General features: G+C 71.6%; 23 protein-coding genes and 2 pseudogenes. 17 read left to right on the top strand and 8 right to left on the bottom strand.

The genetic code is table 11. From position 1 onward, the window contains the following. Positions 1-182 precede the first annotated feature (182 nt). On the top strand, positions 183-1649 hold the full coding sequence (locus tag ACRRSS_RS25380; RefSeq protein ID WP_435973423.1) for an NCS2 family permease: 1467 nt from the start codon (positions 183-185) through the stop codon (positions 1647-1649). Between the two features lie 43 nt (positions 1650-1692). Then, complete coding sequence (locus tag ACRRSS_RS25375) at positions 1693-2829, top strand: XdhC family protein (RefSeq protein ID WP_435973422.1); 1137 nt, start codon at positions 1693-1695, stop codon at positions 2827-2829. Positions 2830-2931: 102 nt separating this feature from the next. Here ACRRSS_RS25375 and ACRRSS_RS25370 read toward each other — a convergent pair whose 3' ends face one another. The 3 genes from ACRRSS_RS25370 to ACRRSS_RS25360 form a co-directional block, all read right to left on the bottom strand. Beyond that, positions 2932-4245, bottom strand: coding sequence for an ROK family protein (locus ACRRSS_RS25370; protein ID WP_435973421.1), 1314 nt, complete (start codon positions 4243-4245; stop codon positions 2932-2934). Between the two features lie 162 nt (positions 4246-4407). Next, complete coding sequence (locus ACRRSS_RS25365; RefSeq protein WP_435973420.1) at positions 4408-5757, bottom strand: hypothetical protein; 1350 nt, start codon at positions 5755-5757, stop codon at positions 4408-4410. Between the two features lie 191 nt (positions 5758-5948). After that, the gene (locus ACRRSS_RS25360) at positions 5949-6554 is read right to left on the bottom strand and encodes a TetR/AcrR family transcriptional regulator (protein WP_351910691.1); all 606 of its coding nucleotides are present in this window, start codon (positions 6552-6554) and stop codon (positions 5949-5951) included. A gap of 115 nt (positions 6555-6669) precedes the next feature. Here ACRRSS_RS25360 and ACRRSS_RS25355 point away from each other — a divergent pair, with 115 nt between their 5' ends. The 5 genes and pseudogenes from ACRRSS_RS25355 (at position 6670) to ACRRSS_RS25335 (ending at position 10440) form a co-directional block, all read left to right on the top strand. Then, a complete protein-coding gene (locus ACRRSS_RS25355; protein WP_435973419.1) occupies positions 6670-7818 on the top strand; it encodes an acyl-CoA dehydrogenase family protein in 1149 nt (382 codons plus the stop codon). A 28-nt stretch (positions 7819-7846) separates the two neighbouring features. Next, a pseudogene (locus ACRRSS_RS25350) lies at positions 7847-7999 on the top strand (hypothetical protein); the annotation flags it as partial. 206 nt (positions 8000-8205) lie between these two features. Next, a pseudogene (locus ACRRSS_RS25345) lies at positions 8206-8957 on the top strand (SDR family NAD(P)-dependent oxidoreductase). Positions 8958-9211: 254 nt separating this feature from the next. Beyond that, complete coding sequence (locus ACRRSS_RS25340; RefSeq protein WP_435973418.1) at positions 9212-9919, top strand: TetR family transcriptional regulator; 708 nt, start codon at positions 9212-9214, stop codon at positions 9917-9919. A gap of 131 nt (positions 9920-10050) precedes the next feature. Beyond that, a complete protein-coding gene (locus tag ACRRSS_RS25335) occupies positions 10051-10440 on the top strand; it encodes a zinc ribbon domain-containing protein (protein ID WP_435973417.1) in 390 nt (129 codons plus the stop codon). 98 nt (positions 10441-10538) lie between these two features. Here ACRRSS_RS25335 and ACRRSS_RS25330 read toward each other — a convergent pair whose 3' ends face one another. From ACRRSS_RS25330 to ACRRSS_RS25315, 4 genes are all read right to left on the bottom strand, one after another. Beyond that, the gene (locus tag ACRRSS_RS25330) at positions 10539-11495 is read right to left on the bottom strand and encodes an electron transfer flavoprotein subunit alpha/FixB family protein (RefSeq protein WP_435973416.1); all 957 of its coding nucleotides are present in this window, start codon (positions 11493-11495) and stop codon (positions 10539-10541) included. Between the two features lie 39 nt (positions 11496-11534). Beyond that, positions 11535-12320: an electron transfer flavoprotein subunit beta/FixA family protein gene (locus ACRRSS_RS25325; protein WP_435973415.1), complete on the bottom strand. Its 786-nt coding sequence runs from the start codon at positions 12318-12320 to the stop codon at positions 11535-11537. A 27-nt stretch (positions 12321-12347) separates the two neighbouring features. Next, the gene (locus ACRRSS_RS25320) at positions 12348-13514 is read right to left on the bottom strand and encodes an acyl-CoA dehydrogenase family protein (protein ID WP_435973414.1); all 1167 of its coding nucleotides are present in this window, start codon (positions 13512-13514) and stop codon (positions 12348-12350) included. 127 nt (positions 13515-13641) lie between these two features. Next, positions 13642-14322 (bottom strand): ScbR family autoregulator-binding transcription factor, encoded by a 681-nt coding sequence (locus tag ACRRSS_RS25315; protein WP_435973413.1) that lies wholly within the window; start codon positions 14320-14322, stop codon positions 13642-13644. Positions 14323-14450: 128 nt separating this feature from the next. Here ACRRSS_RS25315 and ACRRSS_RS25310 point away from each other — a divergent pair, with 128 nt between their 5' ends. From ACRRSS_RS25310 to ACRRSS_RS25300, 3 genes are read left to right on the top strand one after another with little or no spacing between them, the layout of a single operon-like run. Next, on the top strand, positions 14451-15401 hold the full coding sequence (locus tag ACRRSS_RS25310; RefSeq protein ID WP_435973412.1) for a ScbA/BarX family gamma-butyrolactone biosynthesis protein: 951 nt from the start codon (positions 14451-14453) through the stop codon (positions 15399-15401). A gap of 14 nt (positions 15402-15415) precedes the next feature. After that, positions 15416-16492 carry an NAD-dependent epimerase/dehydratase family protein gene (locus ACRRSS_RS25305; RefSeq protein ID WP_435973411.1) on the top strand — a complete coding sequence of 359 codons (1077 nt, stop codon included), beginning with the start codon at positions 15416-15418 and terminating at the stop codon, positions 16490-16492. A gap of 22 nt (positions 16493-16514) precedes the next feature. Continuing rightward, positions 16515-17279 carry an SDR family oxidoreductase gene (locus ACRRSS_RS25300; protein ID WP_435973410.1) on the top strand — a complete coding sequence of 255 codons (765 nt, stop codon included), beginning with the start codon at positions 16515-16517 and terminating at the stop codon, positions 17277-17279. 1 nt (position 17280) lies between these two features. Here the strand turns inward: ACRRSS_RS25300 and ACRRSS_RS25295 are convergent, their stop codons facing one another. Further along, positions 17281-17931, bottom strand: a complete 651-nt coding sequence (locus tag ACRRSS_RS25295) for a ScbR family autoregulator-binding transcription factor (protein ID WP_435973409.1) — start codon at positions 17929-17931, stop codon at positions 17281-17283. 633 nt (positions 17932-18564) lie between these two features. On the opposite strand from ACRRSS_RS25295, the gene ACRRSS_RS25290 reads away from it, so the two are divergent. The 7 genes from ACRRSS_RS25290 to fabG all read left to right on the top strand — a co-directional run bounded on the left by ACRRSS_RS25290 (position 18565) and on the right by fabG (position 25530). Next, entirely contained in the window at positions 18565-19266 is a 702-nt protein-coding gene (locus ACRRSS_RS25290; protein WP_435973408.1) for a response regulator transcription factor, read from the top strand. A 362-nt stretch (positions 19267-19628) separates the two neighbouring features. Then, positions 19629-21383: an acetyl/propionyl/methylcrotonyl-CoA carboxylase subunit alpha gene (locus ACRRSS_RS25285; protein ID WP_435973407.1), complete on the top strand. Its 1755-nt coding sequence runs from the start codon at positions 19629-19631 to the stop codon at positions 21381-21383. Between the two features lie 109 nt (positions 21384-21492). Further along, positions 21493-21822 (top strand): TcmI family type II polyketide cyclase, encoded by a 330-nt coding sequence (locus ACRRSS_RS25280; RefSeq protein ID WP_351910699.1) that lies wholly within the window; start codon positions 21493-21495, stop codon positions 21820-21822. Next, positions 21819-23090 carry a beta-ketoacyl-[acyl-carrier-protein] synthase family protein gene (locus ACRRSS_RS25275; RefSeq protein WP_435973406.1) on the top strand — a complete coding sequence of 424 codons (1272 nt, stop codon included), beginning with the start codon at positions 21819-21821 and terminating at the stop codon, positions 23088-23090. Before ACRRSS_RS25280 ends, ACRRSS_RS25275 begins: the two co-directional genes overlap by 4 nt. Then, complete coding sequence (locus tag ACRRSS_RS25270; protein ID WP_435973405.1) at positions 23087-24301, top strand: ketosynthase chain-length factor; 1215 nt, start codon at positions 23087-23089, stop codon at positions 24299-24301. The genes ACRRSS_RS25275 and ACRRSS_RS25270 overlap by 4 nt, the downstream gene beginning before the upstream one ends. A gap of 86 nt (positions 24302-24387) precedes the next feature. After that, on the top strand, positions 24388-24657 hold the full coding sequence (locus tag ACRRSS_RS25265) for an acyl carrier protein (RefSeq protein WP_351910704.1): 270 nt from the start codon (positions 24388-24390) through the stop codon (positions 24655-24657). A 75-nt stretch (positions 24658-24732) separates the two neighbouring features. Then, a complete protein-coding gene (gene fabG, locus ACRRSS_RS25260; RefSeq protein WP_435973404.1) occupies positions 24733-25530 on the top strand; it encodes a 3-oxoacyl-ACP reductase FabG in 798 nt (265 codons plus the stop codon). Positions 25531-25532: the final 2 nt, after the last annotated feature.

Here is a 25532-nt window from a genome sequence, read left to right as displayed (position 1 = left end):
CAGTACCAAGCAGTACCCAGCAGTCCCTGGCAGTGCCTCGCCGTACCGATTCACTCCGTTCGCCTCGGGCCGTCCCCCGGGTCGTGCAGCCCACGCAGCATCCCAAATCCCGCAGCTTCACCAGATCAGAGCCCTTTCGAAGTCTGACGCGGGTGCCCCTTTGAACCTTGGGAGTAGGCCCCATGACCCAGTCGTCTGTGGAGCCCAAGACCGCCTCGGAAGACGCGGGCTCCGGCTCGAACGTCCCCGCCGGCCGCTCTTGGCTCGACCGGTACTTTCACATCTCGGAGAGAGGATCCACCGTCGCGACGGAGGTACGCGGCGGCGTCACCACCTTCATGGCGATGGCGTACATTCTCCTGCTCAACCCCCTGATCCTCGGCGGCAAGGATGTGGACGGCAACGTCCTCAGCCAGCCCGCCCTGATCACCGCGACCGCGCTCGCCGCCGCCGCCACGACCCTCCTGATGGGCTTCTGGGGCAAGGTCCCCCTCGCCCTCGCGGCCGGTCTCAGCGTCTCCGGTGTGCTCTCCTCGCAGGTCATCGCCGTCATGACCTGGCCGCAGGCGATGGCCATGTGTGTGGCCTACGGTGCGGTGATCTGTCTCCTGGTGGTCACCGGTCTCCGCGAGATGATCATGAACGCGATACCGCTGGCGATCAAGCACGCGATCACCATCGGCATCGGCCTGTTCATCGCTCTCATCGGCTTCGTCAAGGCGGGCTTCGTCCACGAGAACCCGTCTCCCGGCGGCGGCCCGGTCGTGCTCGGCCCGGCCGGCGAGCTGGCCGGCTGGCCGGTCCTGATCTTCGCCTTCACCCTGCTGCTGATCTTCGCGCTCCAGGCCCGCAACGTGCCCGGCGCCATCCTCATCGGCATCGTCGCGGGCACGGTCATCGCCGCCCTCGTGAACGCCGTCGGCGACCTGCCGGCCAAGGCCTGGTTCTCCGGCCCGCCGGAGCTCAACGGCAGCGCCGTCTCCGCGCCGGACTTCTCGCTCATCGGCGAGGTCTCCTTCAGCGACTGGGGCGACGTCGGCTACATCACGATCACGATGATCATCTTCACCCTGGTGCTCGCCGGCTTCTTCGACGCCATGGCCACCATCATCGGCGTCGGCTCCGAGGCCAAGCTCGCGGACTCCCAGGGCCGGATGCCCGGCCTCTCCAAGGCGCTCTTCATCGACGGCGCCGGCGGTGTCATCGGCGGCGGCGTCGGCGGCTCCGGCCAGACCGTCTTCGTCGAGTCGGCGACCGGCGTCGGCGAGGGAGCCCGCACGGGTCTCTCCTCCGTCGTCACCGGCGCGTTCTTCGCGGCCTGCCTCTTCTTCACCCCGATCACCGCGATCGTGCCCGCCGAGGTCGCCTCCGCGGCCCTGGTCGTCATCGGCGCGATGATGATGCAGAACGCCAAGCACGTCGACTGGAGCGACCGCTCCGTCGCGATCCCGGTGTTCCTCACCGTGGTCCTGATGCCGTTCACGTACACCATCACCACGGGTGTCGCGGCCGGTGTCATCTCCTACACCGTCATCAAGACGGCGCAGGGCAAGGCACGCGAAGTGGGCGCCTTCATGTGGGGCCTGACCGCGATCTTCATCGTGTTCTTCGCGATCCATCCGATCGAGAGCTGGCTGGGCGTCAGCTGACGCCCGTACCGCCGCCCTCCCCACACACATCGAGGAGTTCGAGATGCTGGACATCGCCGAAGAGCTGCACCGGTGGGTCGAGCAGGGACGCGAGTTCGCCGTCGCCACGGTCGTGGCGGTCGGCGGCAGCGCGCCCCGGCAGCCCGGCGCCGCCCTCGCCGTCGACAGCGACGGCACGGCGATCGGCTCGGTCTCCGGCGGCTGTGTGGAGGGCGCGGTCTACGACCTGTGCGTCCAGGCCCTCGACGACGGGAAGACCGTCGTCGAGCGCTTCGGCTACAGCGACGAGGACGCCTTCGCGGTCGGTCTGACCTGCGGCGGCATCATCGACATCCTCGTCACCCCGGTCGGCGGCGGGGTCTTCCCCGCCGCGTTGGCCGCCGCCGTCTCGGGCGAGGCGGCGGCCCTGGCCCGGATCGTCTCCGGCCCCGAGGACCTCATGGGCCGGGCCGTCCTGGTCCGCCCCGACGGCTCGTACGAAGGGAAGCTCGGCGGCCACCCCGAGCTGGACCGCACCGCGGCGGGCGAGGCCCGCGCGATGCTCGACGCGGGCCGCACCGGCACCGTGGAGATCGGCGAGGACGGCAGCCGCTGCGGACAGCCGCTGACCCTCCTGGTCGAGTCCTCCGTCCCCGCCCCCCGCATGATCGTCTTCGGCGCCATCGACTTCGCCGCCGCCCTCGTCAAGGTCGGCAAGTTCCTCGGCTACCACGTCACCGTCTGCGACGCGCGGCCCGTCTTCGCGACGCCGGCCCGCTTCCCCGACGCCGACGAGGTCGTCGTCGAGTGGCCCCACCGCTACCTGCGGTCCACGGAGGTCGACGGCCGCACCGTCCTGTGCGTCCTCACCCACGACGCCAAGTTCGACGTGCCCCTCCTCCAGGCCGCCCTGAGGCTTCCCGTCGCCTACGTCGGCGCGATGGGCTCCCGCCGCACCCACGAGGACCGCGAGAAGCGCCTCCGTGAGGTCGGCGTCACCGACCTCGAACTCACCCGCCTGCGCTCCCCGATCGGCCTCGACCTCGGCGCCCGCACCCCCGAGGAGACCGCCCTGTCGATCGGCGCCGAGATCGTCGCCCACCGCCGGGGCGGCACCGGCCGCTCCCTGACCGGCGCCCACACCCCGATCCACCACGACGGCCCGCGCGAGCCGATCGGACGCATAGGTTCCGTCGCCTGACGGAGACGGGTGGGGCCGGGAAGCCTCTTCGTGCTTCCCCGCCCTTCCCCGCGTCCTTCCGTACGGCGCGCCCCGGTCCCGTACGGACGGCCTCTCCGCGTCTCAGCGCGGCGCGCCCCGGTCCCGTACGGTCGACGCCCAGGCCGGCTGCTCCTCCTCCGCCTCCGCCTCGGCGCGTCGGCCGCCCCGGGCGAAGAAGTCGGCGAGCGGCAGGATCGCCGCCCCGACCGTCACCGCGTCGGGGCCCAGGGTGCCCAGGGAGATGGCCACCCGGGCCGCCGGGTACCTCAGGGCGTACTCCTTCGCGTGGCCGGTCACGGTCTCCAGGAAGCGGGTGCCGAGCTGGAGTCCGGCCCAGCCACCGACGAGGATGCGCTCGGGCTGGAAGAGGTTGATGAGGTCGGCGAAGCCGGCGCCCAGGTACTCGGCGGTCTCGGCCAGGACGGCGAGCGCGGTCGCGTCGGGTTCCGCCCCCGGGTCCGGCGGATAGGCCGCCGCCAGCATCGCGGTCAGGGCGGTCTCCTCGTCCGCGCCGGTGGGCGGCTTTCCTCCCGCCTCCCGCCACCGTTCCAGGAGGGCCTCCGCGCCGGCGTACGCCTCCAGGCAGCCCTGGGCGCCGCAGCGGCAGCGACGGCCCCGGACCCGCACCTTCAGGTGGCCCCACTCGATCGCCCGGCCCGGCCCCATCGGGTCCGTGACCACGCAGGCGCCGACGCCGGAGCCGAAGAGGACGACCACCGCGCTGCGGGCGCCCCGGCCCGCGCCGAACCACATCTCGGCCTGGCCGAGGGTCTTGGCCCCGTTGTCGATCCAGTACGGCACCGAGGCCGGCAGGTCCACGCTGTCCCGGAGCAGCCGCTCCAGGGGGACGGCGTCCCAGCCAGTGGTCTGGCCGTGGACGACGGCGCCGTCCTCGGCGGTACGGGCCACGATGCCGGGCACGCCGACGCCGACCCCGAGCAGCCGCTCGGCGGCGACGCCCGAGGCCCGCAGCACCTCCGCGATGCCCTCCCGGACGTGTTCGACGACGACCCCGACCTCGTACCGGTCGTGGGGGCTGTGGCTGTCGACCGCCAACGGGCGTTCGGTACGCGCGAGTTCGGCGAGGGTGAGGTCGAACAGCTCGATCCTGACCCGGGTCTCGCCGACGTCGACGCCGATCATGCAGCCGCTGTCCGGGGTGACCCGGAGCAGGGTGCGGGGGCGGCCGCCGGCCGAGTCGACGCTGCCCGCCTCCTCGACCAGCCCCTCCGCCACGAGCTCCGCGACGACGTTGCTGACCGAGCCGGAGCTGAGGCCGGTCGCGGGTCCGAGCGAGAAGCGGCTCATCGGCCCGTCGAAGTAGAGGCGCTGGAGGACGGCGGTGCGGTTCTCACGTCGTAGGTCACGCACGGTGCGGCCGTTCCGCATGGTCACTGGGCCCCCTGGCGAAGTAGTCCTGCATGCAACATACCTCTGCGGGGACCTGCGGAACCTCTTCTCTTGAGCTTTAAGTCACATCCTGAATTAAGCCCGGTCCGCGTTCAGGACCTGAACGCGGGCCGAGCCGCCCGGGGGCCGTCCGTGCGGCCCGTGGCGTCAGAAGATCAGGTCGTAGGCGTTCCAGCCGCCGCCGACGAGAGTGCGGGTGGGGCCGGGGACGAGGCTGTACTCCCAGCCCGAGCCGGACACCGGCCGGCGCACGCCCTGGTAGAGCCAGAGTCTGCCGGCGGTGTCGCGGGCGACGACGTCCGGCGTGTCGTCACGACCGAGCTCGCCGGTGCCGGCGAGGGCCGTGTAGACGTTCCAGCCGCCGCCGACGCGCTGCCTCGGCACGAAGGGCGCGGACGGCGCGTGGCCCGGGTGGTCGTACTTCCACAGGACACCGCTCCTGTCGCGGGCCAGCACCCCGTCGTTGTAGCCGGACGGGGTCAGGGCGTTGTAGGTGTTCCAGCCGCCGCCCACCCGCTGACGCGGCTCGAACGGGCCGCCGGAGCCGTGGTTGCTGTCGTACGCCCACAGGACGCCGTCCCTGTCGCGGGCGACCAGACCGGAGCGGCCGTAGCCGGTGGCGCTGGTGTAGACGTTCCAGCCGCCGCCGACGCGCTCGCGCGGCGCGAACGGCGCGTCGGGGTTGCCCGTGCCCTCGTAGAGCCAGAGCACTCCGCTCCGGTCACGGGCCACCAGGCTGCCGTGTCCGGCCGCGTCGGGGCTCCGGAGCGGGGTGACTGCGGTGTAGACGTTCCAGCCGCCGCCGACCCGCTTGCGCGTCGCGAACGGCCTGCGGACGTCGCCGGTGCCCTCGTACCTCCACAGCACGCCGCTCCTGTCCCGGGCGTGCACGGCGCCGCGCCCGTCCGGCGGGGGCGTACCGCGCACGAAGTCGAGGCGGACCGTGCCCTCGGCCACCGACGCCCCCGTGCCGTCCTTCAGTTCGACCCGGGCGTCCGGGGTGCCCAGGACGATCGCGGTCCGGTCGGCGTCCAGGGTGACGGTGTAGGCGAGGGCCTTCGGTCCCGCCGTCTCCACCACCGTCACCGTCGGCAGGGCGAGCGAGGGCGGGTCCACCGGCCGGTCGTCGTACGCGTAGGGCATGTCCCAGAGGCACGCCCCGTACGCGACGCCGCCGACCGCGCAGGTGGACCGGATCACGTCCTCGCTCACCGGCGGGCCACCCGCGATCTCGACCAGCATCGTGGGCAGGCGGAGGACCGCGGACACCGGCCCCCGTACCCCCGGGGCGAGCGTGGCCGTGAACCGCAGCGTCACCGCCCCCTCCTCGCCCGCGGGAACGGTCAGCCGACCGCCCTCCTGGACGACCGGCCCGGTCTCCGCCGCCGTCGCCACGGGGGAGGCGGCGGCGAAGGCGGCCGGCCCCCCGAGCGCCGGCGGTGCCACCACGGCCGCGATCAGCGCCGCTGCCACCACGGCCGTACGCGCACGAGCCACGAGAACCTCCTCGCCCCCGGACCGGGGGTACCCATCACGGTCGGAAGCGTGTCGCTTCCTTCCTCGTCACCCCTTGGACACCGGGACGACACGGAAGGTTGTACCGGGCCGGCGTGTGCGCGTTCCGCCGCCGACGGGCGCGCGGGCCGTCGCACCGGTCGGAGGCCGGCCACCCCCGGGAGAAGCGGGCCTCAGGCCCTGCGGAGGCCGCTGAGGAGGAGTTCGGCCAGCTGCTCGTAGGCCTCGGCGTCGGCCAGGCCGGTCGCCGCGGCCACCTGGCGGCGCTGGATGCGGACCATCACCGAGGAGATCACGTCGGCCGCGAAGGTCACGTGCACCTCGCGGAAGACGCCCGCCCGCACGCCCTCCTCGATGAGCTGCTGGACCCGGCCGGCCGCCGCGCGCGTGTTCCGCTCGTACACCTCGGCCGCCGGCTCGAACGCGGCCACGTCGTCGAAGAACTGCGGCGAGACCGGCGCCAGCTCGGCCGAGACCGCCCGCAGATAGGCGGCGAGCCGCTCGGCGGGCCCGGTCGCCGCGGCGAGGACCGCTTCGACCCGGGCCGTGGCGCGCCGGAAGAAGTGCACGACCGCCGCCCTGACGAGCTGCTCCTTGCTGCCCGCCAGGCCGTACAGGGTCCGCTTCGAGCAGTGCAGCCGCGCGGCGAGGTCGTCGAGCGTCAGCCGGGCGAACCCCTCGCCGACGAGGAGGGCGACGAGCTCCTCGAAGAGGGCGGAGCGGCGCGCCGCTCCGCGGCCCGTCAGCTTCGGGGCATCGGCGGCTGAGGTCTCGATCACCCGGCCAGTATTCCAGGCCGGTGTTCCAGGGGGTTACGGCGCCACCCTTCTGCGCTACTCTCGGCGGTACTGCAGTACCTCTGCCAGTACCACTTTGCGCGCCGCTGGAGACGCCATGGATGTCGACCGCCTGCTTCCCACCCCCGAAGCGGCGGACCTCATCGCCCTCACCCGGGAGATCGCCGACAAGGAGCTCTCTCCCAAGGTGGACGAGTACGAGGCCGCCGAGACCTATCCCGAAGGACTCTTCACGACCCTCGGCGAGGCCGGACTCCTCGGCCTCCCGTACCCGGAGGAGTACGGCGGCGGAGGCCAGCCGTACGAGGTCTACCTCCAGGTTCTGGAAGAGCTCGCCGCGCGCTGGGCGGCCGTCGCCGTCGCCACCAGCGTCCACACGCTCGCCTGCCACCCGCTCCACACCTTCGGCACCCCCGAGCAGAAGGAGCGTTGGCTCCCCGCGATGCTGGAGGGCCGGACCATCGGCGGCTACAGCCTCTCCGAGCCGCAGGCCGGCTCCGACGCCGCCGCCCTCACCTGCAAGGCCGAACGGCAGGAGGACGGCAGCGGGTACCGCATCACCGGCACCAAGGCGTGGATCACGCACGGAGGCAGGGCCGACTTCTACGCGCTCTTCGCCCGCACCTCCCCCGGCGGCCACGGCATCTCCTGCTTCCTCGCCCCCGGCGCCACCGAGGGCCTGAGCTTCGGCGCCCCCGAGCGGAAGATGGGCCTCCAGGCGGTCCCCACCACCTCCGCCTACTGGGACGGCGCGCTCCTGGAGGCCGACCGGCTCGTCGGGGACGAGGGCCAGGGCCTGCAGATCGCCTTCAGCGCCCTCGACAGCGGCCGCCTCGGCATCGCCGCCTGCGCCACGGGCCTCGCCCAGGCCGCCCTCGACGCCGCCGTCGCGTACGCCAACGAGCGCACCACCTTCGGCCGCCGGATCGTCGACCACCAGGGCCTCGGCTTCCTCCTCGCCGACATGGCCGCCGCCGTCGACGCCGCCCGCGCCACCTACCTGGACGCGGCCCGCCGCCGCGACCTCGGCCGCCCCTTCAGCCGCCAGGCCAGCGCGGCCAAGCTCATCGCCACGGACACCGCCATGAAGGTCACGACGGACGCGGTCCAGGTCTTCGGCGGCTACGGCTACACGCGCGACTTCCCCGTCGAGCGCTACATGCGCGAGGCCAAGATCACCCAGATCTTCGAGGGCACCAACCAGATCCAGCGACTCGTCATCAGCCGCGGGCTGGCGCAGGCCTGAGACGCGCGCCTCCGAGGAGGCGCGCGATCTCCACGAGCCCGTGGCGGACGGCGTGGTCCAGTGCCGCGCGGCCGTGGCCTCCGCGATCGACTTCACGCTGGACGTGAGGAAGGCCGCGGACCCCGAGGGCGGGGAGCGCGCGGTCATCACGCTCGACGGCAAGCACCCGCCGACCAGGCCCTCTGACCGCTCCCCCGGCAGGTCCTCCCCGGTCGTGCCGACGCGCCCCGGACGGTCCTCCCGGTTCCGCTTCCGGGGGCGCGGCCCGCGGTTCTATGGTGGGCGGCGCAGATCGCGCGGACCGCGCGGTCCTCCGCGGGCACGCGCCCGATCCGGCGGCCAACCCGGCGGCAGGGTCGCACCCGCACGACCCGAACGAGGAGTTCCATGGACATCGCCGGCTCCGCCGCTCTCGTCACCGGCGCCGCTTCCGGTCTCGGCGCCGCCACCGCGGCCGCGCTCGCCGCCCGGGGCGCCACCGTGTACGGACTCGACCTGGACAAGGCCGTGGCCGCCGCGGGGCCGCTCCCCGAGGGCGTCCGACTGCTCGCGGCGGACGTCACCGACGAGCAGCGGGTCCGCGAGGCCCTCGCCGCGATCGACGCCGACGGCGCCGAGCTGCGGCTGGCCGTGAACTGCGCCGGCATCGCGCCCTCCGCCCGCATCCTGGGCCGCACGACCTCGACCTGTTCCGGTCCGTGCTCCACGTCAACCTGCTCGGTACGTTCAACGTCATGCGGCTGGCCGCCGAGGCCATCGCCCGCCACGAGCCCGACGAGCACGGCCAGCGCGGTCTCGTCGTCAACACGGCCTCGATCGCCGCCTTCGAGGGCCAGGTGGGCCAGATCGCCTACGCCGCCTCCAAGGCTGGCGTCGCGGGCATGACCGTCACCGCCGCGCGGGACCTGGCGCAGTTCGGCATCCGGGTCGTCACCATCGCCCCCGGCATCGTCGACACCCCGATGATGGCCGGGTTCGGGGAGGACGTCAGGGCGGGTCTCGCCGCGAGCGTCACCTTCCCGCAGCGGCTCGCGCGCCCGGAGGAGTACGCCCGGCTGGTGACGATGGTCGCCGAACACGACTACCTCAACGGCGAGACGATCCGGATGGACGGCGCGCTCCGGATGGCGGCTCGCTGAACCGGCCCGTCGGCGGCCACTGAGCCGTCCCGTCGGCGGCCCGGGGACAGCCCGCCGGCCGTTCCACCGCCCCCGCCGGCTGTCCCACGGCCCCCGCCGGCCGCCCCACCGCCTCTGTCGGCGGTTCCACCGCCTCCGCGGTCGGTGTCACCGGCGACCTCACTGAGCCTCCGTACCCTCGTGAGAGCACTCGGTGCCGGTTTAGTCCGGCACCAAGTGCCGCGTGAGGGCCGTCCGGATGTTAGGTTCGGGCCATGGGAACAGCGTCGACGAACTCCACGAAGCCCGCGATGCGGGATTCCCTCATCGCCGCGGCCTTCCAGCTCTTTCTGGAGCGGGGCTACGAGCAGACCACGGTCGACGACATCGTCACCCTCGCGGGCGTCGGCCGGAGGTCCTTCTTCCGGTACTTCCCGTCGAAGGAGGACGTGGTCTTCCCCGACCACGAGCAGTGCCTCGCCGACATGACCCGCTTCCTCGCGGCGAGCGCGGACTCCGACGACCCGATGGTCCGGGTCTGCGGCGCCGCCCGGCTCGTCATGCGGATGTACGCCGAGAACCCGACCTTCTCCGTCCAGCGCTACCGGCTCACCCGTGAGGTGGCCGGGCTGCGCACGTACGAACTGTCGGTCGTCTGGCGGTACGAGAAGACCCTCGGCGACTATCTGCGCACCCGCTGGGCGGACCGCAGGGACGGCACCCTGCGCGCCAACGTGGCCGCGGCGGCCGTGGTCGCCGCCCACAACCACGCCCTGCGGCACTGGCTGCGTTCGGGCGGGGAGGGCGACCCGCTGGCGGAGGTCGACCGGGCCCTGGAGTTCGTCCGCACCACCTGGAGCCCCGACGCCGTCGTGGACACGCCGGCCGAGGAGGCCGAGGACGTCGTGGTGGTGATCACCAAGCGCTCCACCCCGATGTGGCGCGTGGTGCGCGAGGTGGAGGCGAGCCTCGGCGAGGGCTGAGGGCGGCCGTGGGCGGCGTCGGGGATCTCGGTATCTCTAATTGAGGGAACTCAGGTCTTTATTTGATGGCACTCAGTGCCATATCTTTGCTCCATGCACGGTCGAGCCGCCGAGTGCAAGGAGAACCCATCGTGTTCCACACCGGACTGAGGAGCGGGACCGCCTTCCAGGCGGCCGAGGAGTCCGCCCCCGACGCCGAGCTCTACTTCCAGCGCTGCCGCTGGTGTCACACCACGACCTTCCAGCGACTGCTCTGCCCGACCTGCGGGTCGACCGAGCTCTCGCCCGAACTCAGCGAGGGCGAGGGCGTGATCTCCGTACGGCGCGGGGTCGCCGCGGCCGACGCGGATCTCTGGCCGGTGTACATGACGGAGGGGTTCACGGTCCGCTGCCACGTCGACGGTCCCCTCCACGCGGTGCGTCCGGGGGTCCGGGTCAAGGTCTCCTCGGGCGTCGGCGTGACCGGCCGCCGACCGGTCGTCCGGCTCTGCGAAGAGGTCCCGCTCGACGGCTGGATCTGACGCTCGACGGCTGGATCTGACACGGCGCACACGAGAAGGGGCGGTGGGTGGCACAGAGTGCCACCCACCGCCCCTTCTCGCGTCGGGCGACGGGACGGTCAGCGGGCGCCGATCTCGTCCGTCAGCTGCGGCAGCACCTCGAAGAGGTCACCGACCACGCCGTAGTCCACCAGGTCGAAGATCGGGGCCTCCGGGTCCTTGTTGACCGCGACGATCGTCTTCGACGTCTGCATGCCGGCCCGGTGCTGGATCGCGCCGGAGATGCCCGCGGCCACGTACAGCTGCGGCGAGACCTGCTTGCCGGTCTGGCCGACCTGGTTGGAGTGCGGGTACCAGCCGGCGTCCACGGCGGCGCGGGAGGCGCCGACGGCCGCGCCGAGCGAGTCGGCCAGCTTCTCGACGACCGCGAAGCCCTCGGCCGCGCCGACGCCGCGGCCGCCGGAGACCACGATCGCGGACTCGGTGAGCTCGGGGCGGCCGGTGGAGACGCGCGGGGTGCGCGAGACGACCTTCGCGGCCTTGCCGGTGAAGGAGACGGTGACGTTCTCGACCGTACCGGCGGCCGAGGAGGCCTCCGGGGCGGCGGAGTTCGGCTTGACGGTGATGACCGGCACGCCGTGCGTGACCGTCGAGCGCACCTGGTACGAGGCGGCGAAGACGGACTGGGTGGCGACCGGGCCGTTCTCGCCGGCCTCCAGCTCCACGGCGTCGGTGATCAGGCCGGAGCCGAGGCGGAGCGCGACGCGGGCCGCGATCTCCTTGCCCTCGCCGGAGGAGGTCACCAGGACGGCGGCCGCCCCCTTCTCCTGGGCGAGCTGGGTGAGCGCGTCGACCTTCGGCACGACCAGCTGGTCGGCGAACTCGGCGCCGTCCGCCACGTACACGGTGGCCGCGCCGTACTCGCCGGCGGTGGCGGCGATCGAGGCCGCGGCCTCGCCGGCGCCGAGGACGACCGCCGAGGGCTCGCCGACGCGGCGGGCCAGGGTCAGCAGTTCGAGGGCCGGCTTGCGGACCGCACCGTCGGCGTGGTCCACGAGAACCAGGATCTCAGCCATGATTCGTTGCTCCTGTGTGGGTGTCAGGCTGACGGCAGGTCAGATGAACTTCTGGGTGGCGAGGAAGGCGGCGAGCTGCTTGCCGCCGTCGCCCTCGTCCGTGACGATCGTGCCCTGCGTACGGGCCGGGCGCGCGGCCACGGCGTCGACCAGGGTCCAGGCACCGGCGAGACCGACCTCGTCGGCGTCGATGTCCAGGTCGTCCAGGTCCAGCTCCTCGACCGGCTTCTTCTTGGCGGCCATGATCCCCTTGAAGGAGGGGTAGCGGGCCTCGCCGGACTGGTCGGTGACCGAGACGACGGCCGGCAGCGGGGCCTCCAGGAGCTCGGTGGCGGCGTCGCCGTCACGGCGGCCCTTCACGGTGCCGTCCTCGACGGAGACCTCCGAGAGCAGGGTGACCTGCGGGAGGCCGAGACGCTCGGCGAGCAGCGCGGGCAGCACGCCCATCGCGCCGTCGGTCGAGGCCATGCCGCAGACGACCAGGTCGAAGCCGGTCTTCTCCAGGGCCTTGGCCAGGATCGCGGAGGTCGCGAAGACGTCCGATCCGTGGATGTCGTCGTCGTTGACGTGGACGGCCTTGTCGGCGCCCATCGACAGCGCCTTGCGCAGCGCGTCCCTGGCGTCGTCCGGTCCCACGGTCACGACGGTGACCTCGGCGTCGTCGGCCTCCTCCGAGATGCGCAGAGCCTGCTCGACCGCGTACTCGTCCAGCTCCGAGAGCAGACCGTCGACGGCCTCGCGGTCGGTCGTCAGGTCGTCGGCGAATCCGCGGTCGCCGGTCGCGTCGGGGACGTACTTCACACAGACAGCGATCTTCAGGGTCACGGCCTGTCTCCTTTCGGGGAGCTGGGGTTACGGGAGGTTGCGGGCCATGACGATGCGCTGGACCTGGTTGGTGCCTTCGTAGATCTGGGTGATCTTGGCGTCGCGCATCATGCGCTCGACGGGGTAGTCGCGGGTGTAGCCGTAGCCGCCGAGGAGCTGGACGGCGTCGATGGTGACCTCCATGGCGATGTCGGAGGCGAAGCACTTGGCGGCGGCGCCGAAGAAGGTGAGGTCCTGCTTGTCGGCTCCGGCGGAGACGCGTTCGGAGCGGGCGGCGGCGGCGTAGGTGAGCTGGCGGGCGGCTTCGAGCTTCATGGCCATGTCGGCGAGCATGAACTGGACGCCCTGGAAGTCGGCGATGGGCTTGCCGAACTGCTTGCGTTCCCGGACGTAGCCCTTGGCGTAGTCGAGGGCGCCCTGGGCGATGCCGACGGCCTGGGCGGCGATGGTGACGCGGGTGTGGTCGAGGGTCTTCATGGCGGTGGCGAAGCCGGTGCCCTCGGCGCCGATCATGCGGCTCGCGGGGATGCGGACGTTGTCGAGGTAGACCTCGCGGGTGGGGGAGCCCTTGATGCCGAGCTTCTTCTCCGGGGCGCCGAAGGAGACGCCTTCGTCGGACTTCTCCACGACGAAGGCGGAGATGCCCCGGGAGCGCTTGTCGGGGTCGGTGACGGCCATCACGGTGTAGTACTCCGAGACGCCGGCGTTGGTGATCCAGCGCTTGACGCCGTTGAGGACCCAGAAGTCGCCGTCGCGCACGGCGCGGGTCTTCATGCCGGCGGCGTCGGAGCCGGCGTCGGGCTCGGACAGGGCGTAGGAGAACATCGCGTCGCCCTTGGCGAGCGGGCCGAGGTAGCGGTGCTTGAGCTCCTCGGAGCCGGACAGGATCACCGGGAGCGAGCCCAGCTTGTTGACGGCGGGGATCAGCGAGGAGGAGCCGCACGCGCGGGCGACCTCCTCGATCACGATCACCGTCGCGAGGGCGTCCGCGCCCGCGCCGCCGTAGGCCTCGGGGACGTGCACGGCGTGCAGGTCGTTGGCGACCAGCGCGTCCAGGGCCTCCTGCGGGAAACGGCCCTCCTCGTCCACCGCCGCGGCGAACGGCGCGATCTTCGCCTCCGCGAGAGCACGGACCGACTCCCGGAGCATGTCGTGCTCCTCGGAGGGCCGATACAGGTCGAAGTCCTTGCCCATGATGTGGAGCTCCCCTAGACGCTTGTGGCACTGAGTACCCTCAGCAAAACACACTCAGTGCCATGACGCCAGAGCGCCCCGACACTGTTCGTGTCGGGGCGCTCAAGGGACCGCTCGGTCGGTTTTGTCAACCGGGAGTGTCTGCGAGGTTTCCTTCTTCCCGCCGGAGCCGGCTCGCGTCGTAGTCGAGGGCGAGTTGCCGGGCGCGGCCCTCGCTCATGTCCAGTCCCGTGAGCAGTGCGGGCGTGCAGATGCTCGGCAGGACGTGCTGGAGCAGAACCACAACACGATGCGTCAGATCATTACGTTCGCAAAGAATCTGAGACATCGTCTGAATTCCCGCGAAAGCACCCGAGAAGAGTTCCGCCGTATCCGTCACATTCACGTGGAGCAGGATTTCGCCCCGCGCCTTGGCCACCGTGAGCACCTCCGACACCTGGTCGATCCAGGCACGGAAAGGCGCGGCCCGGTCGACGCTCGTGGCCCCGCTGTCCAGGGCGAGGGCCACGCTCGCGCGCACGAGCGGGTCGCGCTGGAGTCGGTGCGCGAGCAGGAAGCCCTGGTCCACCAGCTCCTGGAGCTTGATGTCCTGGGGAGTGAGCGGCTCGTCGAGCAACTGGGCGTCGAGAACGCCGAGGGCGAGATCTTCCTTGGAAGCAAAGTGGAAGTACAGGGCTCCCTTGGTCACCCCGGCGCGCACCAGGATCTCGCCGATGGTCGTGCGCTCGTAACCACGCTCGGCGAAGACGGCTGCGGCCGATTCGAGGATCACCCGACGGGTTCGAATTGCACGCGCTTGCTGCGCCAAGGCGCCTCCTGCTGTCTCGCTGTCTGTGCTCAACGTGTGACGTGAAGCATTGAAAAGAAAACCGCGCTGTACGTATTCTACTTCTGGCGGGTTTCGCCGCCGGGGGTGTGGGGAAGGTAGGGGGATCCATGGAGGGGAACCGTCGAGGCGTGACGACGCACGTCCCTGGGGAGTACGTCCACCGCGCGGACCCCGCAGACATCATCCCCACGGGTTGGACGCAGCTGCAGGAGAATCGGTTCTCCGTCTCCGCCCGCTGGCCTGCCTCACATCCCTTCTTCTCTCCGGTGGCCGGGGTCCGTCACGACCCCGTACTGGTGGCCGAGACGATACGCCAGACGACCATGCTGGTGGCTCACGCCGAACTCGGGGTACCCCTGGACGATCAGTTCGTCATGTGGAGCGTCTTCTACGACGCCGACCCCGACGCGCTCGCCGTGGACGGACTCTCCTCGGACATCCAGGTCGACGTGGTCTGCTCCGACGCCACCACCCGGCGCGGACGCCTCCGGGAGCTGCGCGTCTCCATGGCGCTCACCCGTGACGGCCGGCTCCTCGGCACCGGCGGCGGCGAGGCCCGCTGCACCTCCGCCCTCGCCTACCGCCGGATGCGCGGCGAGCGGATGGACGCGCTCGGCCGGCCCGTACCCCTGATACCCGGCGTCGCCCCGCACCTCGTCGGCCGCGAGCGCTCCGAGGACGTCGTCCTCGGACCCGGCACCCGCCCCGGTCAGTGGCAGCTCCGGATCAACACCGCCCACACCACCCTCTTCCGGCGCCCGAACGACCACGTCCCCGGAATGGTCCTGCTCGAAGCCGCCCGGCAGGCGGCGACGATCACGCTCGGGAACCCGGCCTACCTGCCCACCGCCCTGGACACCTCCTTCTCGCGCTACGTCGAACTCGACAGCCCGTGCTGGATCGAGGCCGAAACCGTGGCTGGCCCGGACCCCTCGACGACCACGGTCAGGGTCTCCGGGCACCAGGACGGCACGCCCGTCTTCGTCTCCATGCTCACCTCCCCGACCCGCGAACCGGCGGTGGCCTCGACCGGCCTCGACCGTCGGCTGGCGGGCTGAACCGGATCGTCACGATGGGCCCTCGCATCCTGATCACCGGCGCGACCGGATTCATCGGCGGCCGGGTGGCCGCGGCGGCCACGGCGGGCCCGGCGGCGGGGAGGGCGGCGGCACCCGCCACGGCCCGGACCGCGGCACCGGCCCCGGAGGGGGCGGCAGCACCTGTCCCGGCGCCAGCGGCGGCCTCGTCGCCGACGTCCACGACGCCGCTGTTCTCCGCGACGGAGCCCCCGTACGTACGGCTGCTCGTCCGCCGCCCGCCCACCCGCGAGGGAGCCCAGGCCGGACCCGAGACCGTCCTGGGCGACCTGCGCGACCCCGACTCGCTGCGCCGCGCCTGCGAGGGGATCGACGTCCTGATCCACTGCGCCTCCGCCATCGGCGGCGACGAGGAGTCGGCCCGCGCGGTCAACGACGAGGGCACCCGGGCCCTCGTCGACGCCGCCGTGTGGGCCGGAGTGACCCGCGTCGTCGCTCTCAGCACCGCCTCCGTCCACGGCCGCGGCCCCTTCCGCGCCGCCGCCCCCGGCACGCTGCCGCTCGCCCCCGGCTCCGCGACCAGCCGCACGCGCGCGGCGGGTGAGCGGTACGTCCTGGACGCGGGCGGCTCGGTCCTGCGGCCCCACCTCGTCTACGGCGCCGGTGACCGACAGGTGATCCCCGGCCTGGTCCGGCTTCTCTCGGCCCTGCCGGGCCCACTCGACGGGGGGAGTTCGCTGCACTCCCTGGTCGAGGTGGACGGCCTGGCGCGCGCCCTGCTCGGCGCGGCGCTCTCACCCGCGACCGAGGCGGGGCCGTACTACGTCGCCCACCCCGACCCGGTCCCGGTCGCGGAACTCCTCGCGGCCGCGGAGGCACTGCTCGTCCACCGCACCGGCACCCCGCGGGGCCCGGTGGTGGACCTTGCCACGGCCCGCGCGCTGCTCGCCGAACTCCCCTTCGCGCAGCACCACTTGGCCATGCTCGCCACCGACCACTGGTTCGCCGACGACCGCCCCTGGCGGATGCCGGGCGTCGACCCGGGGCCGGGCTTCACCGAGGGGTTCGCCGACCACGCTCCGTGGTACCAAGGTCTCCTCGCTCGTTCCTGAACAGAAGGTAGGCACCACCGACATGTCCGCGCTGGCCGGCAGGACCGCGATCGTCACAGGGGCGAGCCGCGGCATCGGAAGAGGCATCGCCGAGCGGCTGGCCGGGGACGGGGCACTCGTCGCCGTCCACTACGGCAGCAACGAGAAGGCCGCCCTGGAGACGGTGGAGATCATCGAGGGGCGCGGCGGCCGGGCCTTCGCCTTCCGCGCGGAGCTCGGGGCGCCCGACGCCGTCGACACCTTCTACGCCGCCCTTGACGAGGGCCTCGCGGCGCGGGGCGAGGAGCCCTCGTTCGACATCCTCGTCAACAACGCCGCCGCGAGCGGATCGGGCCGCATCACCCAGCTCACCACCGAGGTCTTCGACCGGCTGGTCGCGATCAACGTGAAGGCCCCGCTCTTCCTCATCCAGCGGGGCCTGGACCGGCTGCGCGACGGCGGCCGGATCGTCAACATCTCCTCGGCGGTGACGAAGCACGCCTTCCCCGAATCGGTCACCTACGCGATGACCAAGGGCGCCGTCGACACGATGACCCTCGCCCTCGCCAAGGAGCTGGGTCCCCGGGGGATCACGGTCAACGCCGTGGCCCCCGGCTACATCGCGACGGACATGAACGCGTGGCGCAGGGCGACCCCGGAGGCGAGCGCGGCCCTCGCGGCCCTCTCGGTCTTCAACCGGATCGGGACTCCGGCCGACATCGCGGACGTGGTCGGTTTCCTCGTCTCCGACGACGCGCGCTGGATCACCGGCCAGTACGTGGACGCCACGGGAGGCACGGCGCTCTGAGTCAGCCGACCGGCGCGTGCGTCCGCCCCGTGCCGGCCATGGTGCCCGCCGGTTGCAGGCCGGCGAGCGCCTCCGGGTGGGCCAGCATCGGCAGCAGGGTCCGCCACAGGCCGGTGACGGTGCGGGGCGACAGCCACTCGTCGTTGTCCCGGCACAGGGCCTCCAGGCCGATGGTGGCGGCCACGATCGTGCGGGCGAGGTCCTGTCGGCTCCCTATGCCGGTGGCCAGCAGCTCCTCGTCGGCCGCCTCCGCGAGGCGTTGTTGTACGCAGCTCTGCCATTCCTGGCGCAGATTCAGCTCCGTACGGCCGCTGTTGGAGCAGCTGAGCCGGAATCCCGCGCGGACGACGATGTCCTCGCGGAGCAGTCGAGCGGCGGCGTGCGCGGTGTCGGTGAGGTTCTGCAGGGCGTTCGACCGTTGTCGGTACACGATCCGGGCGGTCCTGCGCAGTGCGGTGGAGGCCGCGCACTCGACGGCGGCGGCGACGGCCGCCTTGTTCTCGAAGTGGAAGTGGAGCGCGCCGGGGCTCACGCCCGCTCCCGAGCTGATCGCGGACAGTTTGGCCAGGGCGTAGCCGTGCCGGTCGAATTCGATGGCCGCCGACTTGATCAGCGCGTCGCGGGTCCGTGTGGCCCGCTCTTGTTTGGTCACCAATGGCTCCAGAGCACCATGCGTCTCAGCGGTACGGGCTCGCGCCCCGTCGCGCCGTACCGCTCGACGACAATTAAACCGACTGCTTGGTATTGTACGAGCTTTTCGTGTGGCCTTGAGCGCTTACCGCGCGGGTGAATTCCCGGCCCGGGACGGAAGCGGAACGCGTCGGTGCCCGAAGGGCGGACGGGGGCGGGGTCGGCGAACCGTACCAGTGGAGTGACGCCCCCATTAACAAACCGTGGTGCCGGTTTGTCAAGAAGTAGTCAAGGCTGCTCGTGTCTTCCGCTGCATACGGGGGAGTGCTGTTAAAGCGTGGAAACAAGCGGACAAACCGCCTGTGAATGCTTGATATCGGGCACTGAAATGTCAACTCGATGTCAACTTTCTGGCGCGAAGGTATCGGCATTCCCTGAAGTACGTGATAGGGAAATGACCTTTGACAAACCGGCGCAGCGGTTTCTATCGTTCCGGTGCGGGGTCCCACACGGGCCTCGCAAGTCCGGGATTCCGCGAGGGGCCCGGAGCTGAGGAAAATAGGTCCTAGGGGGAACCGTGAGCCTGTCGTCCGTAGAACTGAAGGAGCCCCATATACCCGCCCCACGTCTCGTCGGCAGGGCGAGCGTGTCGGGCGTGAGTGTCGACACACGCGGGAGACGCGGCCCTGCCGCCGCCACCGGCTGGCGGGTCCTGGTCGTGGAGAGCTGCGGCAGGGAGGGGGAGGAACTCGTCCAGGGGCTCCGGCGGCACGGCCACGAGGTCTGCCGGGTGGACACCGGAGGCGCCGCCCTCCAGGCCTACGGAGACTGCGACCTGGTCCTGATCGACCTGGAGCTCCCGGACCTGGACGGCCTGGAGGTCTGTCGGGGCATCAGGAGTGCCGGGGACGTCCCGGTGATCGCCGTGACGAGACGGGGAAGCGAACTCGACCGCGTCCTCGGACTCCAGGCCGGCGCGGACGACTACCTGGTGAAGCCCTACGGCTTCCGTGAACTGATGGCCCGTATGGAGGCCGTCATGCGCAGAGCCCGGCCGAGGCCGTCGACATCCCGCGTGGTCACCCGGGGACCGCTGCACATCGACGCGGCGGCGCGGCAGGTGACCCTCGACGGCAAGGACGTCGATCTGACGCGCAAGGAGTTCGACCTGCTCTTCCTGCTCGCCTCCTACCCCGACACCGTCATCCCCCGGGAACAGCTCATGCAGCAGGTGTGGGGGGACACCTGGTCCCGGCGGACCGTCGACACCCACGTCAGCAGCCTGCGCCACAAACTCGGCGCGAGCGACTGGGTGATCACGATCCGAGGCGTGGGATTCCGCCTCGGGCGCGGCTGAGCCCACCCCCACCCCTCCCCGACCCCCGTGACCCATCGGCACCGCCGACGCTGACCGAGGGGGACACGACCGCCCCGGCCTGACCCGCCCGGCACCACCACTGGTGCCGGGCGGGGCGGGCCTCTTTCATGTCGTGCCGGTCACCGGGGTGTCTGACGCGGTTCTGACATTCGCCTGGCGCTTCTGCCACACAGGCGCCATGGGCTTGTGAATTCTGACCGAGCCCTGAACCGATGTGTCTTGAACGACCAACCGAATCCGAACAAGCTTGTGGTGAAGGTCCGGTGCACCGGCTTCGGGCCTCTTTCCGGAAATCCGGAAGAGGCGTGGAGAAGGCGAGTCGATCAGGAGTTGAAACCGTCGTGCGTAAGGTGCTCATCGCCAACCGTGGCGAAATCGCTGTCCGTGTGGCCCGGGCGTGCCGGGACGCGGGTATCGGCAGCGTGGCCGTGTACGCCGAGCCGGACCGGGATGCTCTGCATGTCCGGGCGGCCGACGAGGCGTTCGCTCTGGGCGGTGACACTCCGGCGACCAGTTATCTGGACATGGGCAAGGTGCTCCAGGCGGCGAAGGACTCGGGTGCGGACGCCGTTCACCCGGGGTACGGGTTCCTGTCGGAGAACGCGGAGTTCGCGCAGGCGGTGCTGGACGCGGGGCTGACGTGGATCGGGCCGCCGCCGCAGGCCATCCGGGATCTGGGTGACAAGGTCGCCGCCCGTCACATCGCCCAGCGCGCCGGCGCCCCCCTGGTCGCGGGCACCCCCGACCCGGTCTCGGGTGCGGAGGAGGTCGTGGCGTTCGCGAAGGAGCACGGGCTGCCGATCGCGATCAAGGCCGCCTTCGGTGGTGGCGGGCGCGGCCTGAAGGTCGCCCGCACCCTGGAGGAGGTCCCCGAGCTGTACGACTCCGCCGTGCGTGAGGCGGTGGCGGCCTTCGGCCGGGGTGAGTGCTTCGTGGAGCGCTACCTCGACCGGCCCCGGCATGTGGAGACGCAGTGCCTGGCCGACACCCACGGCAACGTGGTCGTCGTCTCCACCCGTGACTGCTCGCTGCAGCGCCGGCACCAGAAGCTGGTGGAGGAGGCCCCCGCCCCCTTCCTGACCGAGGCGCAGAACGCGGAGCTGTACGCGGCGTCGAAGGCGATCCTGAAGGAGGCCGGCTACGTCGGCGCCGGGACGGTGGAGTTCCTGGTCGCGGCCGACGGCACGATCTCCTTCCTCGAGGTCAACACCCGCCTCCAGGTCGAGCACCCGGTGACCGAGGAGGTCACCGGCCTGGACCTGGTGCGGGAGATGTTCCGGATCGCCGACGGCGAGGAGCTCGGTTACGGCGACCCGGAGATCCGGGGTCACTCCTTCGAGTTCCGTATCAACGGGGAGGACCCGGGCCGCGGCTTCCTGCCCGCCCCTGGCACCGTCACCCTCTTCGCCCCGCCGACCGGTCCGGGGGTGCGTCTGGACGCGGGCGTCGAGTCCGGCTCCGTCATCGGCCCGGCCTGGGACTCCCTCCTGGCCAAGCTGGTCGTCACCGGCGCCACCCGCGAGCAGGCCCTCCAGCGCGCCGCGCGTGCCCTGGGCGAGTTCAAGGTCGAGGGCATGGCCACCGCCATCCCCTTCCACCAGGCCGTCGTGGTGGATCCCGACTTCACCGCCGACCCGTTCCGGGTGCACACGCGGTGGATCGAGACGGAGTTCGTCAACGAGATCAAGCCCTTCGCCCCGGCCGGCACGGACGCCGACGAGGACGAGTCGGGCCGCGAGACCATCGTCGTCGAGGTCGGCGGCAAGCGCATGGAAGTGTCGCTCCCGTCCTCCCTCGGCATGACGCTGGCCCGGACCGGTCTCGCGGCCGGTGCGAAGCCGAAGCGCCGCGCGGCGAAGAAGTCCGGCCCCGCCGCCTCGGGTGACACCCTCGCCTCCCCGATGCAGGGCACGATCGTGAAGGTCGCGGTCGAGGAGGGCCAGGAGGTCAAGGAGGGCGACCTGATCGTCGTCCTGGAGGCCATGAAGATGGAACAGCCCCTCAACGCCCACCGCTCCGGCACCGTCAAGAGCCTCAACGCCGAGGTCGGCGCGTCCATCACCTCCGGCGCCGCCCTCTGCGACATCAAGGACTGAATTCACGCGGCGGTGCCCGATCACCGCGAATTCCATCCCTTTCACGCCGTTTCCCGGCCTTCTTCAGTACGTCCTTTTCCAGGACTTCTTCCGGTGAGGAGAGAACGCAATGCACAGCACTCTGATCGTGGCCCGTATGGAGCCCGGATCGAGCACCGACGTCGCCAAGCTGTTCGCCGAATTCGACGCCTCCGAGATGCCTCATCTCATGGGGACGCGACGCCGTCAGCTTTTTTCGTACCGGGGTCTCTACTTCCACCTCCAGGACTTCGACACGGACAACGGCGGTGAGCTCATCGAACGGGCCAAGACCGACCCGCGGTTCGTCGGGATCAGCGAGGACCTGAAGCCGTTCATCGAGGCCTACGACCCGGCCACCTGGCGCTCGCCCGCCGACGCCATGGCCACCCGCTTCTACACCTGGGAGGCGAACGCGTGACCGCGCGACGCGTCGTCATCACCGGCATCGAGGTCCTGGCCCCCGGTGGCACCGGGTCCAAGGCCTTCTGGGACCTGCTCAGCGAGGGCCGCACGGCCACCCGGGGCATCACCTTCTTCGACCCGGCACCGTTCCGCTCCCGCGTCGCCGCCGAGATCGACTTCGACCCGGCGGCCCACGGGCTGAGCCCGCAGGAGGTCCGCCGCATGGACCGGGCCGCCCAGTTCGCGGTGGTCGCCGCACGCGGGGCGGTCGCCGACAGCGGCATCGACCTCGGCGCCCACGACCCGCACCGCGTCGGCGTCACCGTCGGCAGCGCGGTCGGCGCCACGATGGGGCTCGACGAGGAGTACCGGACCGTCAGCGACGGCGGCCGGCTCGACCTCGTCGACCACGAGTACGCGGTCCCGCACCTCTACAACTACCTGGTGCCCAGCTCCTTCTCGGCCGAGGTCGCGTGGGCGGTCGGCGCCGAGGGCCCCAACACCGTGGTCTCCACCGGCTGCACCTCCGGCCTCGACTCCGTCGGCTACGCCGTGGAGCTGATCCGCGAGGGCTCGGCCGACGTCATGGTCGCCGGTTCCTCCGACGCCCCGATCTCCCCGATCACGATGGCCTGCTTCGACGCCATCAAGGCGACGACCAACCGGCACGACGACCCGGCGCACGCCTCCCGGCCCTTCGACGGCACCCGCAACGGCTTCGTGCTCGGCGAGGGCGCGGCCGTCTTCGTCCTGGAGGAGCTGGAGAGCGCCCGCAGACGCGGGGCCCACATCTACGCCGAGATCGCCGGCTACGCCACCCGCAGCAACGCCTACCACATGACGGGTCTGCGGCCGGACGGCGCCGAGATGGCGGAGGCGATCCGGGTCGCGCTCGACGAGGCGCGGATGAACCCGACCGAGATCGACTACATCAACGCGCACGGCTCGGGCACCAAGCAGAACGACCGCCACGAGACCGCCGCCTTCAAGAAGAGCCTCGGGGACCACGCGTACCGGACCCCGGTCAGCTCCATCAAGTCGATGGTGGGTCACTCCCTCGGCGCCATCGGCTCCATCGAGATCGCCGCCTCGGCGCTCGCCATGGAGCACAACGTGGTCCCGCCGACGGCGAACCTGCACACCCCCGACCCCGAATGCGACCTGGACTACGTGCCGCTCGTCGCCCGCGAGCAGCTGACGGACTCGGTCCTGACCGTCGGCAGCGGATTCGGCGGCTTCCAGAGCGCCATGGTCCTCGCCCGTCCCGAGAGGAAGACCGCATGAGCGCGTCCGTGGTGGTGACCGGCCTGGGCGTCGCGGCGCCCAACGGCCTGGGACGGCAGGACTTCTGGGCCTCGACCCTCGCGGGCAAGAGCGGCATCGGCCGGCTCACCCGCTTCGACCCCTCCGGCTACCCGGCCCGCCTCGCGGGCGAGGTGCCCGGCTTCGCCGCCGAGGAGCACCTGCCGAGCCGACTGCTGCCGCAGACCGACCGGATGACCCGGATCGCGCTCGTCGCCGCGGACTGGGCGCTCGCCGACGCGGGCGTCAGCCCGGACGAGCAGGGCGAGTTCGACATGGGCGTGGTCACGGCCAGCTCCTCCGGCGGCTTCGAGTTCGGCCAGGGCGAGCTGCAGAAGCTGTGGAGCCAGGGCAGCCAGTACGTCAGCGCGTACCAGTCCTTCGCCTGGTTCTACGCGGTGAACAGCGGCCAGATATCGATCCGCAACGGCATGAAGGGCCCCAGTGGCGTGGTCGTCAGCGACCAGGCCGGCGGGCTCGACGCCGTCGCCCAGGCCCGCCGCCAGATCCGCAAGGGCACCCGGCTGATCGTCTCCGGTGGCGTCGACGCCTCCCTCTGCCCCTGGGGCTGGGTGGCGCAGCTCGCCTCCGACCGGCTGAGCACCAGCGAGGAACCGACCCGCGCGTACGTGCCCTTCGACCGCGAGGCCCGCGGCCACGTGCCCGGCGAGGGCGGTGCGATCCTCGTCATGGAGGCCGCCGAGGCAGCCCGGGAGCGGGGGGCCCGGATCTACGGCGAGATCGCAGGGTACGGCTCCACCTTCGACCCCCGGCCCGGCAGCGGCCGCGAGCCCGGCCTGCGGAAGGCGATCGAACTCGCCCTGGCCGACGCGGACGTGACGCCCGGCGACATCGACGTCGTCTTCGCGGACGCCGCCGCCGTCCCCGAGCTCGACCGCGTCGAGGCCGAGGCGATCAACGGCGTCTTCGGCACCGGGGCCGTCCCGGTCACCGCGCCCAAGACGATGACCGGCCGCCTGTACTCCGGTGCCGCGCCGCTCGACCTCGCCGCCGCGTTCCTCGCGATGGACGAGGGCGTGATCCCGCCCACCGTGAACGTCGACCCGGATGCCGCGTACGGCCTCGACCTGGTCGTCGGCCGGCCCCGTGACGCGGACGTGGACACCGCCCTGGTGCTCGCACGCGGTCACGGCGGCTTCAACTCCGCGATGGTCGTCCGCTCCGCGCGCTGACCTTCCCCGCGCCGAACACCGCGGGACACACACCGCACATGTCATACACACCACACACGTCACCCACCCCGTACAGGAGAAGAACCATGAGCACCCAGCCCTTCACCCTCGACGACCTCAAGCGGATCCTGCGCGAGGGCGCCGGCGCCGCCGAGGGCGTCGACCTCGACGGCGACATCCTCGACAGCCACTTCGAGACCCTCGGCTACGAGTCCCTCGCCCTCCTGGAGACCGGCAGCCGCATCGAGCGCGAGTACTCCATCACCCTCGACGACGACGTGCTGTCCGACGCCGACACCCCGCGCGCCCTCGTCGAGGCCGTCAACACGCACCTGTCGGCCGCCGCCGCCTCCTGACCGACCCGACGACACCCGGGCGCCCCGCACCCGCCGCCCGTACCGCCGCCCCTGGCAGAGAAGAGACGACACCGCATGTCCCAGCAGGAGAAGCAGCAGGAGAAGAGGGTCGCCCTCGTCACCGGAGCCACCAGCGGCATCGGCCTCGCCGTCGCCCGGCTCCTCGCGGCCCAGAACCACCGGGTGTTCCTCGGCGCCCGGAGCGCCGAGAACGTCGCCGCCACCGTCAAGCAGCTCCAGGACGAGGGGTACGAGGTCGACGGCACGACGCTCGACGTGCGCTCCGGCGACGACGTCCAGGCCTTCGTCCGCGCCGCCGTCGACCGCTTCGGCACCGTCGACGTCCTCGTGAACAACGCCGGCCGCAGCGGTGGCGGCGTCACCGCCGACATCACCGACGAGCTGTGGAACGACGTCATCGACACCAACCTCAACAGCGTCTTCCGGCTCACCCGCGAGGCCCTCACCACCGGCGGCATGCGCGAGAAGTCCCGCGGCCGCATCATCAACATCGCCTCGACCGCCGGCAAGCAGGGTGTCGTCCTCGGAGCCCCCTACTCCGCCTCCAAGCACGGCGTCGTCGGCTTCACCAAGGCCCTCGGCAACGAACTCGCCCCCACGGGCATCACCGTCAACGCGGTCTGCCCCGGCTACGTCGAGACGCCGATGGCCCAGCGCGTCCGCCAGGGCTACGCCGCCGCGTACGACACCTCCGAGGACGCGATCCTCGAGAAGTTCCAGTCGAAGATCCCGCTCGGCCGCTACTCCACCGCCGAGGAGGTGGCCGGCCTCGTCGGATACCTCGCCTCCGACACCGCCGCCTCCATCACCTCGCAGGCGCTCAACGTCTGCGGAGGACTCGGCAACTTCTGACC

It is taken from the genome of Streptomyces sp. Qhu_M48 (genome assembly GCF_051305195.1).
Taxonomy (GTDB): domain Bacteria; phylum Actinomycetota; class Actinomycetes; order Streptomycetales; family Streptomycetaceae; genus Streptomyces.
The sequence above is the reverse complement of the archived record's forward strand: the minus strand, read 5'-3'. Positions and strand labels throughout refer to the sequence as shown.

Excerpts from the sequence above, each read along its gene's own strand:
- ACRRSS_RS25380 (WP_435973423.1), top strand. The coding sequence starts at position 183 with ATGACCCAGTCGTCTGTGGAGCCCAAGACCGCCTCGGAAGACGCGGGC.
- ACRRSS_RS25375 (WP_435973422.1), top strand. The coding sequence starts at position 1,693 with ATGCTGGACATCGCCGAAGAGCTGCACCGGTGGGTCGAGCAGGGACGC.
- ACRRSS_RS25355 (WP_435973419.1), top strand. The coding sequence starts at position 6,670 with ATGGATGTCGACCGCCTGCTTCCCACCCCCGAAGCGGCGGACCTCATC.
- ACRRSS_RS25340 (WP_435973418.1), top strand. The coding sequence starts at position 9,212 with ATGGGAACAGCGTCGACGAACTCCACGAAGCCCGCGATGCGGGATTCC.
- ACRRSS_RS25330 (WP_435973416.1), bottom strand. The coding sequence starts at position 11,495 with ATGGCTGAGATCCTGGTTCTCGTGGACCACGCCGACGGTGCGGTCCGC.
- ACRRSS_RS25320 (WP_435973414.1), bottom strand. The coding sequence starts at position 13,514 with ATGGGCAAGGACTTCGACCTGTATCGGCCCTCCGAGGAGCACGACATG.
- ACRRSS_RS25310 (WP_435973412.1), top strand. The coding sequence starts at position 14,451 with ATGGAGGGGAACCGTCGAGGCGTGACGACGCACGTCCCTGGGGAGTAC.
- ACRRSS_RS25305 (WP_435973411.1), top strand. The coding sequence starts at position 15,416 with ATGGGCCCTCGCATCCTGATCACCGGCGCGACCGGATTCATCGGCGGC.
- ACRRSS_RS25300 (WP_435973410.1), top strand. The coding sequence starts at position 16,515 with ATGTCCGCGCTGGCCGGCAGGACCGCGATCGTCACAGGGGCGAGCCGC.
- ACRRSS_RS25280 (WP_351910699.1), top strand. The coding sequence starts at position 21,493 with ATGCACAGCACTCTGATCGTGGCCCGTATGGAGCCCGGATCGAGCACC.
- ACRRSS_RS25270 (WP_435973405.1), top strand. The coding sequence starts at position 23,087 with ATGAGCGCGTCCGTGGTGGTGACCGGCCTGGGCGTCGCGGCGCCCAAC.
- ACRRSS_RS25265 (WP_351910704.1), top strand. The coding sequence starts at position 24,388 with ATGAGCACCCAGCCCTTCACCCTCGACGACCTCAAGCGGATCCTGCGC.
- fabG (WP_435973404.1), top strand. The coding sequence starts at position 24,733 with ATGTCCCAGCAGGAGAAGCAGCAGGAGAAGAGGGTCGCCCTCGTCACC.